We start from the raw sequence: 14,837 nt of genomic DNA, 5'->3' as shown, positions 1-14,837 counted from the left end.
AATCAAATTATCTCAAACAGATGGACTACCTGCATTCACATACAAATACGTCACAATATGGGAACGCAAACCATCGGAATTGGGTACAAATACACCAGTACCAACTGTGTCTGTCAAGAATCCAGCTACATCAGCCCAAGCAACTGCATCACCATAATATTTATCTGCATAGGTCAATGCAAAAGTGTTATCTGTTTCTGCTTCTGGTGTGCCATTTGCTCGCCACAAGAACATCAACACATGTGCAGAAGTACATGTATCATTTGATGAAAATGTGGTTTCTGTTGTGCCAGCAGTAATACCTTGTTCCAATGCCCACAAAACAGGTTTGTAGTAATATTTGTCAGAAGAAACATCTGTAAATGGATTTTCTGCGGTTTCTGGTTCTGGACAACCTTCTGCTCGCCACAAGAAAGTCACCACTTCTGCTCGTGTACAAATGCGATTTGGTGCAAATTCTGTATCGCTAATACCAGCTGTGACACCTGTTTCCAATGCCCAAAGAACAGGATTGTAGTAGTAGTCAGATGCACTGACATCCACAAATGGATTGCTCATTTCTTCTATCCATTCTTCTGGAATAGAAATGGCAGTTGTACCTGGATAATCAAAGGTTACAGTGCCATCCACAATGGGTGTAGATTCCACATCAAATGGTGCATATGCAATGGTTCCATTTTCCAATTCCAATGTAAAATACCAATGGTCTGTGTCCAAATCAATGGCAACACAATCTATGTCTTTTTCTGTTGCAAACATCTGCGCCCAATATCTGCTACTATTCCCAGAACCCATCAAACGCAACTTTTCGTTTAAAATATTTCTTCTATGACCTTCAGAATTCATCCATGCTTCCACAACGGTTTCTGCATCAAAAAATCCATTTGCAATATTTTCTGCTGCACGTTCATAGACAACCCCAATTTCATCCAAGGCTGTCCAAGGTACACTTCCATCTGGTCTGGTGTGACTATAAACTTCTTCCAAATCGCTGCTACGAATATGTACCACTTCTTGCATCACATCCGTTGCAACCAACAAAGGAATGCCTTCTTCTGCACGTTCTATATTGGTCAAACGCAAAACATCCCATTCTGCTTGGGTCATATCCGCCATTTCCCTTGGTACAATGCTTTCTGTCGCCAAAACCACCGTAGGCAAAGCCAATAGCATAACACCAAGAACTGCCACCAATATATATATTCTATGTTTCATCAAACTCCTCCTTAATCAATTTTATAGCCCCAATGGAAGATATAACTAGACCTAATTATGTATTGTATGCATTCCGCTTTCAGTACGCATACAATGCGTACCCTACAAAAAGTCGCAATAGCATACAAAAAGTCCCTTTATTGGTAATTCGGTTATTTTATAGTATCATATACGATGTGGATTTGCAAAGAAAAAGAAAGATCCTCAGACTATGCTCAGAATGACAACTGTAGGGGCAACCTGTGGTCGCCAGAATAAAAAAAGCGACATCCGAAGATGCCGCCAAAATAATTATTTCCATAAAACCACAGTGGATTTTGCAAAGGATTCTTTTACATCAATGAGTCTTTGGTTGGAGCTACCACAAAAGAGCAAATCTAAGGATTTCAAGCTTTCCACAAACAATCCATCCACCAAAACATCCACTTCTTTCAGCAACGTTTCCTTTTCAGTACCCAACAAATCTTCCCAAACAAAGCCAGTATATGCCCAAACATTGAGCCCCAAGCCATGTGCTTGTTTTGCCAATTCTGTACATGCATCCACTTGCAAGAAAGGTTCACCACCAGACAAGGTGACGCCATCCAAAAGGGGATTTTCTGCCAACATTTCCACAATGGTATCTGTATCTTTCAAATAACCACCATTTGGATCATGTGTTTGTGGGTTATGACAATTTTTACAATGGTGTGTGCAACCTTGGGTGAATACAGTCAAACGAATGCCCATACCATCTACAATGGAATCGTTTGTGATACCAGAAAGTCGAATTTCCATTTTGCCACCTTATTCCTCAGTCATACCATGTTTTACACGGTCACGTTCTTCTGCTCGTTTGGAGTTATTGAAACGATCCAAAGTTCCCACCAAGTATCCTGTGATACGTCTGATTCTTTGGAAACCATATTCTCCATCTGTTTCATGTCTACCACATTTTGGGCACACATCACCAATGATACCGTTGTAACCACAAACAGGGTCACGATCGATTGGATGGTTGATGGAACCATAGCCAATGCCTTGTTCTTTCATATAACGCACAATTTTTTCAAATGCTGCCAAGTTTGTGCTTGGGTCACCATCCAATTCCACATAGCTGATATGACCTGCGTTGGTCAATTCGTGGTATGGTGCTTCCAATTGGATTTTTTTGAAGGCACTGATGCCATAATATACAGGTACATGGAAGCTATTTGTGTAGTATTCTCTATCTGTAACACCTTCAATGACACCAAAACGAGCTTTGTCCATACGTACAAATCTACCAGACAAACCTTCTGCTGGAGTTGCCAACAAAGAATAATTCATTTTTGTTTTTTCACAATATTCATCCAAACGAGCTCTCATATGAGTGATGATTTCCAAGCCCAATTTTTGCGCCACTTCGCTTTCACCATGGTGCACACCAATGAGACATTTCAAAGTTTCTGCCAAACCAATAAAGCCCATAGACAATGTACCATGTTTCAAAACTTCACGCACTTCATCATCTGGTTTCAATTTATCGCTATCGATCCAGTTGCCTTCACCCATAAGGAATGGGTAGTTGTGTACACGTTTCTTTGCTTGGATTTCAAAACGTTCCATGAGCTGATCTGCAACCATATCGATTTTTTTGTCCAATTCACGATAGAACATGTCAATATCTCCATTTGCAAGAATTGCCAAACGTGGCAAGTTGATGCTAGAGAAACTCAAATTTCCACGTCCAGGTGTGATGGCACGTTCTGGATCATGTACATTTGCCATAACACGAGTTCTACATCCCATGTAAGAGATTTCAGTGTCTGGATTTTTTGGATCGTAGAATTTCAAGTTATAAGGTGCATCTTGGAAAGAGAAATTAGGGAACAATCTCTTTGCGCTGACACGACAAGCCAATTGGAACAAATCGTAATTCACTTCACCTGGATTGAAGTTGATGCCTTCTTTGACTCTAAAGATTTGAATTGGGAAGATAGCAGTTTCGCCATTGCCCAAGCCCACTTCTGTCACAAGAAGCATATTTTTCATAATCATTCTACCTTCTGTGGAGGTATCCATACCATAGTTGACAGAAGAAAATGGCGTTTGTGCACCTGCTCTGGAATGCATGGTGTTCAGGTTATGCAACAAAGATTCCATTGCTTGGTAAGTTGCTTTATCTGTTTCTTCTGCTGCTTTTTTGGTGACAAATTCTTTTGCTTTGTCAAAATCTGCTTCTGCTACACCACTTGCAAGGAACAATTCCTTTTCACGGGTGTCAAAATCTGCTTGCACATCCAATTTGGGTACAAAGCCTTCTGTTTCCAATTGGTTGAACAAATTTCTAAAATCACATTCCACACCACTCATCACTTCCAAAATAGAAGTCATCAAAGAGCGATATCTCTTTTTATATGTTTTTGCAACACCTGGAGCCAAACCACGATCAAAATTATACACAGATTGACCACCATGTTGATCGTTTTGGTTGGATTGGATTGCAATACACGCCAAGGATGCATAGCTTGCAATGTCATTTGGTTCACGCAACACACCATGACCTGTGGAGAAACCACCTTTGAACAATTTCAACAAGTCCAATTGACAACAAGTTGTGGTCAAAGTATAGAAGTCCAAATCGTGAATATGGATATCACCCATACGATGTGCTTCAGAATGTTCTGGTTTCAATACATAGGATTCATAGAAGTGTTTTGCACCTTCAGAACCATATTTGAGCATAGAACCCATTGCAGTATTGCCATCAATGTTTGCATTTTCACGTTTGATATCGGAATCGTTTGCATCTTTGTAAGTAATGTCTTCAAAGGTTTTCATCAAACGATCGTTCATGTTGCGGACTCTGGTACGTTCTGCACGATACAAAATATAGGATTTTGCAGCACTTGCATATCCATGTGCAATGAGCACTTGTTCCACACCATCTTGAATTTGTTCCACAGTTGGATTGGAACCTTCCACAAATCCATCTGCCACTTCTTGTGCCAATTTCAAACATGTTTCATAAGATTGTACACCAATTGCTGCCACAAAAGCCTTTTCAATGGCTCTTGCAATTTTGTTGATATCAAAATATACTTCTCTACCATCACGTTTGATTATTGTTGTACTTCCCATTTGCAAAACTCCTTCCAAAAATTCCCCTGTTTTTTCACATTTATTTGTTGACATTTATTATTATCTTGTATATATTCTTTCATTTTGACACTATATATAGTATCACGCTATCTCTTAAGTAATATATATTGTAGTACGTTCCCATCTTATCGTCAATAGCTTTTTCAAAAAAATATATTTTTAGGAAGTTTTCACAAAATTTCCAATCATTGGAAGTACACCCAAAGTCACACAAGGAAAAATGAATAGTTTTCTATACTGGTGTCATAAACTATACCATTGGACTCTGATAGTATAATCTCAATTAAACTGAATGAGACCTAACATACATGAACATATCTAAATTATGCAAGGAATGCATTGTATGCATTCCACTTTCGGTACGCATACAATGCGTACCCTACAAGATATAAAAATCCTTTTATCTTTAATTGGGACACAGTATATTATATTGTAGAAAGGAGTACCCCATGGAACGTTTTTCTTGGCTTGCAGAAAAGGAAGTGGTCAATATTTGTGATGGCAGACGTTTGGGTTTTGTATGCGATTTGGAATTTGACCTAAGCTCTGGTTGTATTTGTGCTTTGTTGGTGCCAGATTGCACTTGTAAATGGAATGTTTTCACCAAATCCCAGCAATATCGTATCCCTTGGTCTTGTATCAAACAAATTGGCGATGATATCATCCTAATTGAAGTGACTTCCACCGAAATTTTATTGGTTGAATGACCTAGAATTCTTGACCTACTGCCATTTCTAGCGTATACTAAACACATAGAACACAACATATTGATACCAGTTAGAGGAGGAATGGATTTTGAAATGTCCTTTTTGCAATTTTAATGATACAAAAGTAATTGATTCCAGATCACAGGATGACAATTCTGCCATTCGTCGTCGTAGACTTTGCGAAAGCTGTGGCAAACGCTTCACCACATATGAACGCATTGATATGATCCCCATTACCATCATCAAACGTGATGGCACTAGGGAAATTTTCGATAAATCTAAACTCATTGGTGGCTTATTGAAATCTTGCAACAAACGCCCCATTACCATGAAACAATTGGAACACTTGGTGGATGATATTGAAAACACATTGATTGGCAGTGGTGACCGTGAAATTGATAGCAAATTGATTGGCACTATGGTGATGGATCGCTTGAAGGATTTGGATGAAGTGGCTTATGTGCGTTTTGCTTCTGTATATCGTCAATTCAAGGACATCAACACCTTCATTGACGAGTTGGAAAAAATGATTCATGAAAAAAGAGGTTGATTTATGAAACAAATAGTCAAAGCAATTTTCACTTGGGAAGGTATTGGTGAAGTGACTGCCAAGTCCTTTGTATCCCAATATGAAAAGAAAGGTTTTGTGGTTGAGATGTATGGCACTGCCCATAGAGATGACCTCATTGCCATTGGTACAGAACAAAAAGCAACCCATGTGCTCCATTTTTTGGATGTAACCAATGTGGTGCTGGTCAGTCTTGCAGATGAATTTGGTGGATTCACAGTGGAAATCACCACAAATGATTTGCAATAACATATGTGATTTCGATGGTCATAGGGTCTCCTATGGCTATCTTTGTGTAGTGCTATGCACTACACAGTGAAGAATGAAGAATGAAAAGTGAAGAGTTTTTTATAGTGTTGTAAATTATAAAATCCCAATAGTAGATAATGGGGCTTGGGTATCCTTTGTAGGGACAGGGCTCTCTCCTGTCCGTATTTCAAACAAGCATACATGAACATATCTTAATTATGTAGGGAATGCATTGTATGCATTCCACTTTCGGTACGCATACAATGCGTACCCTACAAGATGTAAAAGCCCTTTTATCTTTAATTGGGACAATTATAAAATCAAAAACCACGGGCGACCACAGGTCGCCCCTACGACGCTATAAGCTAAATGATTGAAAGTTAGGTGCAAAATGATCGTACGTGAAAAACATTTTTACAAATCTATGCTTGCAATTGCATTTCCCATTGCAGTGCAAAATTTAATCAGTTTCTTGGTCAATCTATTGGATACTTTGATGGTGGGTCAATTGGGTGAAGATTCCCTTTCTGGTGTCCAACTGGCTGGAAACCTATTCTTTATCTTGATGATCATTGGTGTGGGTGTGGGTGAAGGTATGAACATCCTCATTGCCCAGTATTATGGTAAAAAAGATATGGATTCCATACGCAAAATCTATCCCATTGCCTATAGAACTGCTGCTGTTATCGGGATTGTTGCCTTTGTCATTGGGTTCTTCTTTCCAGAGCAATTCATTCGTATCTATGCCAAACAAGAAGATACCCTTGCCATTGCAGAAGGTGTGAAGTACCTGAAATTGATATCCCTTTGTTATATTCCATATATCTTTGCCGATATCTCCATACGTTCCCAAAGACCAGTGGGTTCTGCTCATATTTCCATGTATATTTACGTTGCTTCCTTGGTGGTCAACGCAAGTTTGAACTATATTTTGATTTTTGGTAAGCTTGGAATGCCTGCTCTTGGTGTACGTGGTGCTGCCATTGGTACCATTTGTGCCAGAACCTTGGAATTGATTTTGATTTCCATTTTCCTATTCCGCATCGATCAAAAAATCAAGCTGAAAATCAAAGATTTGCTTCCTGTAGATGGATTTATTTTGAAAAAATTCATCACCAACTCTGCACCCATTGTGTTCAATGAAATTGTTTGGGTTTTGGCATCCACCACAATCTCCATTATCTTTGCAAAACTTGGCAAACAAGTGGTTGCAGCCAACACCGTCAGTTTGGTGATGTTCCAATTGATCAGTGTATTCCTATTTGGCATCAGTTCTGCCGCTTCTGTAACCGTTGGCAATATCATCGGTGCTGGTAAAATCCACAAAGCATATGACTATGCACACACCTATTGTTTGCTTGGTTTGGGAATCGGTTTGTTCTCATCTCTTTTGGTGTTCTTAACAAAGGATTTTGCCATTGGTTTATACAATCTGACACCCCAAACCCAAGAATTGGCACATCATATTTTGAATGCAGCTGCTTTGGTGGTATTCCTACAATCCACCAATATGATTACAGGTATGGGTACTTTGCGTGGTGGTGGTGATGGTAAAATTGTGCTCATCATTGAAATGGTATTTGCTTGGTTTCTTGCAGTGCCCCTTGGATTATTGGCTGCTTTTTATTGGGAATTGCCTATTTTCTGGGTGTATATTTTTGCAAAAGCAGATGAAATTGCAAAAGCAATCGCATTCACTGCACGTGTGTTGTTCTCCAAATGGGCAAAAGATGTTACCAATTGAAAGCATTTATTGCAATATTGAAAGTCACTTCGGTGGCTTTTTTTATTTAGGAAGTAGCAGCGGATCGATGAGGGCATCGCTCCCTACAAAAATCAAAACCTTAAATACATTACACTTGTAGGGGCGATTCACGAATCGACCGATGCTCTTTGAACGGGCGACCACTGGTCGCCCCTACAAACCCCAAAACACATTTGTACAGCAATGTTGCAAACAACATCACATCTTAAACAAATCTTAAAGAAATTCGTCTATTGTTCTAAAACAACTTGTTATATACTAGGTACAGAATTATTTTTTGATACTTTCATATCTAAAATAGGAGGATCTTATGTACAACATTTTGATTTGTGACGACGAACCTGACATTGTGTCTGCTTTATCCATATACCTTTCCACAGAACCATACGCCATTTTCACAGCATCCACAGGCAAAGAAGCCTTACATATGGTCAATCACCAAGAAATCCATTTGATTTTGATGGATGTGATGATGCCAGAAATGGATGGTATTTCTGCCATGATGAAATTACGTGAACATTCCAATATTCCTGTAATTTTACTGACTGCCAAAAGCGAAGATACTGACAAAATCCTTGGTCTGAATATGGGTGCTGATGATTACATCACCAAACCATTCAACCCCATAGAAGTTCTTGCAAGAGTACGTTCACAGTTGCGTAGATATACTTCCTTGGGTAGTATGGAGAAAAAATCCACACGCTTGACCATTGGTGGCATTTCCATAGACGATGAATGCAAAATGGTTTATGTGGATGAAGAACCGATTACCTTAACCCCCAGTGAATATAAGATTTTGCAATTTTTAATGGAAAATGCAGGTCATGTATTTTCTTCTACCCAGCTTTATGAACGCATTTGGCATGAAGATGCCCTTGGTTCTTCTGGTACTGTTGCAGTACACATTCGTCATTTGCGTGAAAAACTAGAAATCAACCCATCAGAGCCCAGATATTTAAAAGTGGTTTGGGGTCTTGGTTACAAAATAGAAAAGGATGTGAAGTGATATGTCACCTACAAAAAGTACACTTTTAAAGGTAATTGCTTGGTTTTTGGCAGTTGCAACAGGGCTTTCTGCCATTGTAGGTATTGGTGCCAATATCTATGCCATGGAAACGGATATGTACACCAGCGACACCAGCTATTACGATACAGATTGGTTTCAGTCCATTGCAAGTGGCTATCGCTATCGTATCATAGATGCCTATGAATTTTCATATGTGTCCAATTACCTAGGAAGAGCAAACAACCTTGGTTATGTTTTAGAAGATATGGATGGTACTATTTTGTCTCAAAAAACACTGGAGGGTGAAATTGGCACCACCCTTGTGATGGATGACTTTTTACACTACAAAACCAATGCCCTAACATACGAAACCATGGAATTGGAAGAACCCATTCCCGTTGTTGTCACATTACATGTTGCTGCAAATATGGATTTGAGTGATGATTTTGCTCCTTCTTATATGACATACAACCTCATAGAACAAAACTTAGATATTTTACCAACCTTCACCATAGCCTCTATCTTGATTTGCTTGTTCTCCATCATTTTTTCTGTGGTTGCTGTTGGACACCAAAAAGGTACAGACGAAATTGTTCTGAATATTCAAGATAAAATACCCTTTGATTTATATTTGTGTATCGCTGTTGCCATTTTAATCATTCCCCTCTTTGGCGTATTGTATGTATGCGATAGCGGTTTGCGTCCCACTACCATATGTGCTGTTGTTGTGGTCTATGGATTGTATGGGTTATCCGTTTTGTTGGCTTGTTTATTGACCTTTGCCACTCGTTTGAAAGTGGGCAAATGGTGGCGAAATACCCTGTTCTATGGAATTGGTTCTTGGGCTTTGGATTTGGCTGGTAAAACCCTTTCTGCACTTCCTGCTGTGCTTATGGTGTGTGTATTTTGGGGTATTTGCTCCCTAGCTTTCCTAAGTTCCACCTATTCTTTTGGTATCATCTTCTTCCTGTGTTTGTTTCTTGGAATTTTCTTTTTATCCCTTGCAATCCAAATGGATATTTTGCGAAAAGCAGGAAAGCAATTGGCAGAAGGGAAATTAGAGGATAATATCAACACAAAATGGTTGTTTCCACCTTGCAAAAAGCATTTATCCCATTTGATGGATATTTCCAATGCCATCACAAAGGCAGTGGATGCACGTATGAAAAGTGAGCATATGAAAACAGAGCTGATTACCAATGTTTCCCATGACATTAAGACACCACTCACTTCCATCATCAACTATGTGGATTTATTAAAAAAAGAGGATTTACCAGAAAAATCTCAAGAATATCTGGATATTGTGGATCGTCACGCAAATCGTTTGAAGAAATTGACCACAGATTTGGTGGAAATTTCCAAAGCCTCCACAGGCAACACCCCTTGTGACTTGCAACCAACGGATATATCGGAATTGATGTACCAAGCCACCACCGAATACACTGAAAAATGGCAAAACGCAAACCTATATCCTATTTTGGATATTCCAGAAACAGAGGTTTTGTGTATGATAGATGGTACTTTGACTTGGCGTGTACTCAACAATATCTTGGGAAATACCACAAAATATGCACAATCTGGCACACGTGTCTATGTGGAAGTGGAAACCACCAAAGAACATGCCATTCTTTCCATCAAAAACATCTCCAAAGAATCCCTGAACATTGCACCTGATGAATTGATGGAACGTTTTGTTCGTGGGGATGCATCTCGTTCCACAGAAGGCAGTGGTTTGGGGTTGCACATTGCCAAAAGCCTTGTGGAATTGCAACATGGAGACTTTTCCATTGACATTGATGGGGATTTGTTCAAAACCGTAATTGTATTGCCATTGGCGAAATGATGATGTAGAAACGGGCGAGCAAGAACCATTCATACATCTATTATATAAAAAAGGACACTCCTCAAATTGGAATGTCCTTTTTTTTTACTCACAATTAAATTTGTCAAGACCTATTGTGGATTATACTAAATATATCATCGATGTGTAGGGAATGCATTGTATGCATTCCGCTTTCAGTACGCATACAATGCGTACCCTACAAAAACCCACCACACCACACAAAATCCCTTTTATCTTACATTGGTATTCTTACAAAAATATTGGCACCAAAACCGGTACAACCAAAGTACAAATCACACCACTGACAAATGCAAGTACCGCAAACTTACTATCGGTATTTTTGCTGATGACACCCAATGTGGTATCCATTGCTGTTGCGCCTGCTGGTGCAATTGCTGTATATCCATTGAGGTGTTTTGCCAAAAACGGTATGCTTACAAAGGAAATCATTTCACGAAACACATTGCTCAAGAAAGAAATGGTACCACCCACAGGGTTTCCTGCTTCTGTCAGCAAGATTCCAGACAAGCTATACCAACCCAAACCAGAAGAAATTGCAAATCCCTCTTTGATGGGCAATTGCACCAACATGCTTGCCAATGCACCACCTGCCAAAGATCCTAAAATCACACCAATTGGAATCAACAAAATGCGTACACCCAATTGTTTGATTTGTGCAAATACCCCTTTGTTGAGACCCATATCAATACCCACAGAAAAGAGCAAAATCAGAAGCATCACAGAGGAATAGTCGCCAATCATAGCAGAAATATGCTCTGGTAAAAACATACCTGCTCCAATACCCAAAAGAAGAACTACAAATATTAAAATACTCATTTTTCCTCCTTCTTTTCCAATACCAATTTACTCAACACATATACCAAAACAATGCTACCTAGAACAGTGGCAACTGCAAACACCAATGCTTTGCCACCCAATATAGGCAAATTGCCAATAACCTCTTTGTCCTGTCCAATGCTGACACCCATAGAGAAAATCAAAAGCATCAACCACACTGTTTGTAACTTTCCATTGATTTTGACACCACGTCCTTTGATGATACCAAAGAAACCCAATGCAAATCCAATCAAAAGCACTGCGAAAATACTCCCCATATATTCCTCACTTTCTGTTACGTTATATAAATAGGAGGGCATAGAAACCCTCCCCTACAATTGCATTATTTTTGGTTTGTAGTGGTTTATAACGGGCGACCACAGGTCGCCCCTACAATTACACTACATTTATGGTTTGTGGTGGTTTATGACGGACACCCGCAAGGGGTATCCCTACAATTGCATTATATTTATGATTGGTGACAATTTATTGTTTTGCCAACATCAAATCCACAACCACATCAATTTCTTCTTTGGAAACGTAGTTATGGGTCACATAACGCATCATACCATTGTCCTGACCATTGATGATGACATTGTTTTCTGCCATATAGGAAACCAACTCATCAGAAGTCAGTGGATATGTACCCAATTCAAAGAACACCATACTGATTTGTTGACGTTCAGGATATACCGTAATGCCCTTTACTTCTTGCAAGCGTTCCACCATATATTTTGCATTTGCATGGTCTTCACCCAGACGTTTGCTCATTTCCAACAAAGCAATTTTACCAGCAGCTGCCAAGAAACCAATTTGACGCATACCACCACCAAGAATTTTACGTTTTCTACGTGCTTTGTCAATGAACTCTTTGGAACCTACCAAAATAGAACCTACAGGTGCACACAACCCTTTGGACATACAAATGGACATGGTATCGGTGTACTGTGCCATTTCCTTCACATCCACACCCAAAACAGTTGCAGCATTGAAGATTCTAGCACCATCCACATGAACAGGAATATCATATTTATCTGCCAATGCTTTCACGTTTTTCATATATTCCACAGTACGCACTTGACCATCAGAATCTGCATTTTCATAGGAAATGAGAGCTGTTCTTGGTACATGGATATCACTTATATCTTTTCTGATATAACGTTCTATGATTTCCAAAGGCATTTCACCTGCTACATTTTGCACTGTACGAATTTGTGCACCTGCAATGATAGCAGCAGCTCCAGCTTCATGCCCCACAATATGGCAATTATCAGGCAAAATCACTTCTTCACCACGCACCACATGTGTAAACACTGCCAATTGATTGCTCATGGTGCCACTTGGTACAAACAAAGCCGCTTCTTTGCCAAACATTTCTGCTGCAATGGCTTCCAATTCGTTTGCTGTTGCATCATCACCATATACATCATCACCCACAACTGCTGTGAACATGGCTTGTCGCATTTCATCTGTTGGAACGGTTACAGTATCGCTTCTCAAATCAATTTTGCCGTTAATCATGGTGTCCTCCTTGATATGAATACGGGCGAGCAATGCTCGCCCCTACAGGTTTTGTGGTATATTTGATTTTTTATATTCGGGTCGATGTGGGCATCAACCCCTACGAATTGCATATTGAATTGTGGTATTAGGATAATTTTACTCTCAGTTCATCAATGCTTTCATCATCCAAATATTCATCGTATGTCATTGCTCGATCGATTACACCATTTGGCATAATTTCGATGATACGATTTGCAATGGTTTGTACAAACTCATGGTCATGGGAGTTGAACAACAAAGTACCTTTGTAGTCTACCATACCTTCATTGACTGCTGTAATGGATTCCAAATCCAAGTGGTTTGTTGGTCCATCCAAAATCAAAACATTTGCACCAGACATCATCATTTTACAAAGCATACAACGTACTTTTTCACCACCAGAAAGGACTTTTGCTTTTTTCAGTGCTTCTTCACCACTGAAGAGCATACGTCCCAACCATCCACGGATATCAGCATCGTATTGTTCCCCTTCTTTTGCAAATGGACGCAACCATTCAATCAAAGTATCGTCACATTCGTCGAAGTATTCATTGTTATCTTTAGGGAAGTACGCTGTTTTTGTGGTCACACCCCATTTGAAGTGACCAGCATCTGGTTCTAGTTCACCCATCAAAATTTGGAAGAGTGTAGTTCTTGCCAACTCATCTGTACCAACGAAAGCCACTTTTTCATTTGGACGAATCATCAAGTCAATGTTATTTAGAACCACTTTGCCATCAATTGTTTTGGAAAGTCCTTCAATCAACAATACATCGTTTCCAACTTCACGGTCTTGTTTAAAGTTACAGAATGGGTAACGTCTACTGGATGGTTTGATGGTATCCATTTGCAAGTTATCCAACAATTTTTTTCTACTGGTTGCTTGTTTTGCTTTGGAAGCATTTGCACTGAATCGTTGGATGAAGTCTTGCAATTCTTTCATTTTTTGTTCCACACGTTTGTTTTGGTCTTTCAGTTGACGTTGTGTCATTTGTGTGAAGCTATACCAGAAATCATAGTTCCCAACAAACATAGTGATTTTACCAAAGTCGATATCTGCAATGTTTGTACAAACTTTGTTGAGGAAGTGACGGTCATGGGATACAACGATCACTGTGTTTTCGAAGTCCAACAAAAAGCTTTCCAACCATTTGATTGCTTGAATGTCCAAATGGTTAGTCGGTTCATCCAAAAGCAAGATATCAGGGTTGCCAAAGAGTGCTTGTGCCAACAATACCTTCACCTTTTGTGTACCAGTGAGTTCGCCCATTTTTGTGTAGTGATGTTCATTTGTGATACCCAAACCGTTGAGCAAAATTTCTGCATTGGATTCTGCTGACCAACCGTCAAGTTCTGCAAATTCTTCTTCCAATTCAGACAAACGAATGCCTTCATCATCAGAAAAATCTTCTTCTGCTGCACGGATATAAAGTGCTTCTTTTTCTTTCATAATTTCGAACAATCTCTTGTGACCAAAGAGTACAGTTTCCACTGCACCATATTCATCGAAGAGGAAATGATCTTGTTTCAAAACTGCCATTCTTTCACCTGGAGTGATGGCAACAGAACCTTTATTGGGTTCCAATTCCCCTGCCAAAATTTTGAGGAATGTGGATTTACCAGCGCCATTTGCACCAATCAAACCATAGCAATTGCCTTTTGTGAAGTTGATGTTTACGTTGTTGAATAATACTCTGCCACCATATTGCAGGCTGACTCCTTGTGCTGCTATCATAATTCGTTTTCTCCTTTATTGTTCGTTTATATATGATGGAATGACACAGGGGTCATTCCCTACGATTACACGATTTGGTTATAATGGTGCGGTTTCGTTTAACGGTATGCATATAATGCATACCCTACGATTACATGATTTGGTTGTAATGTTGCGGTTTCGTTTAACGGTATGCATATAATGCATACCCTACAAGTGTATTGTCATTTGTTTTGGTGTATCGGTAGGAATGCATTGGTTTTCAGTC

The 14,837-nt window shown here is 39.4% G+C and carries 13 protein-coding genes; 6 read left to right on the top strand and 7 right to left on the bottom strand.

Features of this window, described 5'->3' with window-relative positions:
* Window positions 1–12: 12 nt before the first annotated feature.
* The 3 genes from MJY40_RS02140 to MJY40_RS02130 all read right to left on the bottom strand — a co-directional run bounded on the left by MJY40_RS02140 (window position 13) and on the right by MJY40_RS02130 (window position 4,317).
* The gene (locus MJY40_RS02140) at window positions 13–1,215 is read right to left on the bottom strand and encodes a CAP and S-layer homology domain-containing protein (protein ID WP_317855440.1); all 1,203 of its coding nucleotides are present in this window, start codon (window positions 1,213–1,215) and stop codon (window positions 13–15) included.
* A gap of 291 nt (window positions 1,216–1,506) precedes the next feature.
* Complete coding sequence (nrdG, locus tag MJY40_RS02135) at window positions 1,507–1,992, bottom strand: anaerobic ribonucleoside-triphosphate reductase activating protein (protein ID WP_317855439.1); 486 nt, start codon at window positions 1,990–1,992, stop codon at window positions 1,507–1,509.
* Window positions 1,993–2,001: 9 nt separating this feature from the next.
* Window positions 2,002–4,317 carry an anaerobic ribonucleoside triphosphate reductase gene (locus MJY40_RS02130; RefSeq protein ID WP_317855438.1) on the bottom strand — a complete coding sequence of 772 codons (2,316 nt, stop codon included), beginning with the start codon at window positions 4,315–4,317 and terminating at the stop codon, window positions 2,002–2,004.
* Between the two features lie 470 nt (window positions 4,318–4,787).
* Between MJY40_RS02130 and MJY40_RS02125 the strand changes: the two genes are divergently transcribed.
* The 6 genes from MJY40_RS02125 (at window position 4,788) to MJY40_RS02100 (ending at window position 10,476) form a co-directional block, all read left to right on the top strand.
* Complete coding sequence (locus MJY40_RS02125; protein WP_317855437.1) at window positions 4,788–5,045, top strand: YlmC/YmxH family sporulation protein; 258 nt, start codon at window positions 4,788–4,790, stop codon at window positions 5,043–5,045.
* Between the two features lie 88 nt (window positions 5,046–5,133).
* The gene (gene nrdR, locus MJY40_RS02120) at window positions 5,134–5,595 is read left to right on the top strand and encodes a transcriptional regulator NrdR (RefSeq protein WP_317855436.1); all 462 of its coding nucleotides are present in this window, start codon (window positions 5,134–5,136) and stop codon (window positions 5,593–5,595) included.
* A 3-nt stretch (window positions 5,596–5,598) separates the two neighbouring features.
* The gene (locus MJY40_RS02115; RefSeq protein WP_317855435.1) at window positions 5,599–5,862 is read left to right on the top strand and encodes a hypothetical protein; all 264 of its coding nucleotides are present in this window, start codon (window positions 5,599–5,601) and stop codon (window positions 5,860–5,862) included.
* A 391-nt stretch (window positions 5,863–6,253) separates the two neighbouring features.
* On the top strand, window positions 6,254–7,606 hold the full coding sequence (locus tag MJY40_RS02110) for an MATE family efflux transporter (protein ID WP_317855434.1): 1,353 nt from the start codon (window positions 6,254–6,256) through the stop codon (window positions 7,604–7,606).
* A 331-nt stretch (window positions 7,607–7,937) separates the two neighbouring features.
* Window positions 7,938–8,633 (top strand): response regulator transcription factor, encoded by a 696-nt coding sequence (locus MJY40_RS02105; RefSeq protein ID WP_317855433.1) that lies wholly within the window; start codon window positions 7,938–7,940, stop codon window positions 8,631–8,633.
* A 1-nt stretch (window position 8,634) separates the two neighbouring features.
* On the top strand, window positions 8,635–10,476 hold the full coding sequence (locus MJY40_RS02100) for a sensor histidine kinase (RefSeq protein WP_317855432.1): 1,842 nt from the start codon (window positions 8,635–8,637) through the stop codon (window positions 10,474–10,476).
* Between the two features lie 249 nt (window positions 10,477–10,725).
* Here MJY40_RS02100 and MJY40_RS02095 read toward each other — a convergent pair whose 3' ends face one another.
* From MJY40_RS02095 to MJY40_RS02080, 4 genes are all read right to left on the bottom strand, one after another.
* Entirely contained in the window at window positions 10,726–11,313 is a 588-nt protein-coding gene (locus MJY40_RS02095; protein WP_317855431.1) for a LysO family transporter, read from the bottom strand.
* A complete protein-coding gene (locus MJY40_RS02090; RefSeq protein ID WP_317855430.1) occupies window positions 11,310–11,633 on the bottom strand; it encodes a LysO family transporter in 324 nt (107 codons plus the stop codon). The genes MJY40_RS02095 and MJY40_RS02090 overlap by 4 nt, the downstream gene beginning before the upstream one ends.
* 166 nt (window positions 11,634–11,799) lie before the next feature.
* Window positions 11,800–12,834, bottom strand: a complete 1,035-nt coding sequence (gene ltaE / locus MJY40_RS02085; RefSeq protein WP_317855429.1) for a low-specificity L-threonine aldolase — start codon at window positions 12,832–12,834, stop codon at window positions 11,800–11,802.
* Window positions 12,835–12,961: 127 nt separating this feature from the next.
* A complete protein-coding gene (locus MJY40_RS02080) occupies window positions 12,962–14,590 on the bottom strand; it encodes an ABC-F family ATP-binding cassette domain-containing protein (protein WP_317855428.1) in 1,629 nt (542 codons plus the stop codon).
* Window positions 14,591–14,837 lie beyond the last annotated feature (247 nt).

It is taken from the genome of Chakrabartyella piscis, from assembly GCA_030067835.1.
Lineage (GTDB): Bacteria > Bacillota > Clostridia > Lachnospirales > Anaerotignaceae > Chakrabartyella > Chakrabartyella piscis.
The sequence above is the reverse complement of the archived record's forward strand: the minus strand, read 5'-3'. Positions and strand labels throughout refer to the sequence as shown.

Coding starts and splice junctions, on each gene's coding strand:
- MJY40_RS02140 (WP_317855440.1), bottom strand. CDS start 1,215: ATGAAACATAGAATATATATATTGGTGGCAGTTCTTGGTGTTATGCTA.
- nrdG (WP_317855439.1), bottom strand. CDS start 1,992: ATGGAAATTCGACTTTCTGGTATCACAAACGATTCCATTGTAGATGGT.
- MJY40_RS02130 (WP_317855438.1), bottom strand. CDS start 4,317: ATGGGAAGTACAACAATAATCAAACGTGATGGTAGAGAAGTATATTTT.
- MJY40_RS02125 (WP_317855437.1), top strand. CDS start 4,788: ATGGAACGTTTTTCTTGGCTTGCAGAAAAGGAAGTGGTCAATATTTGT.
- MJY40_RS02115 (WP_317855435.1), top strand. CDS start 5,599: ATGAAACAAATAGTCAAAGCAATTTTCACTTGGGAAGGTATTGGTGAA.
- MJY40_RS02110 (WP_317855434.1), top strand. CDS start 6,254: ATGATCGTACGTGAAAAACATTTTTACAAATCTATGCTTGCAATTGCA.
- MJY40_RS02105 (WP_317855433.1), top strand. CDS start 7,938: ATGTACAACATTTTGATTTGTGACGACGAACCTGACATTGTGTCTGCT.
- MJY40_RS02100 (WP_317855432.1), top strand. CDS start 8,635: ATGTCACCTACAAAAAGTACACTTTTAAAGGTAATTGCTTGGTTTTTG.
- MJY40_RS02095 (WP_317855431.1), bottom strand. CDS start 11,313: ATGAGTATTTTAATATTTGTAGTTCTTCTTTTGGGTATTGGAGCAGGT.
- MJY40_RS02090 (WP_317855430.1), bottom strand. CDS start 11,633: ATGCCCTCCTATTTATATAACGTAACAGAAAGTGAGGAATATATGGGG.
- ltaE (WP_317855429.1), bottom strand. CDS start 12,834: ATGATTAACGGCAAAATTGATTTGAGAAGCGATACTGTAACCGTTCCA.
- MJY40_RS02080 (WP_317855428.1), bottom strand. CDS start 14,590: ATGATAGCAGCACAAGGAGTCAGCCTGCAATATGGTGGCAGAGTATTA.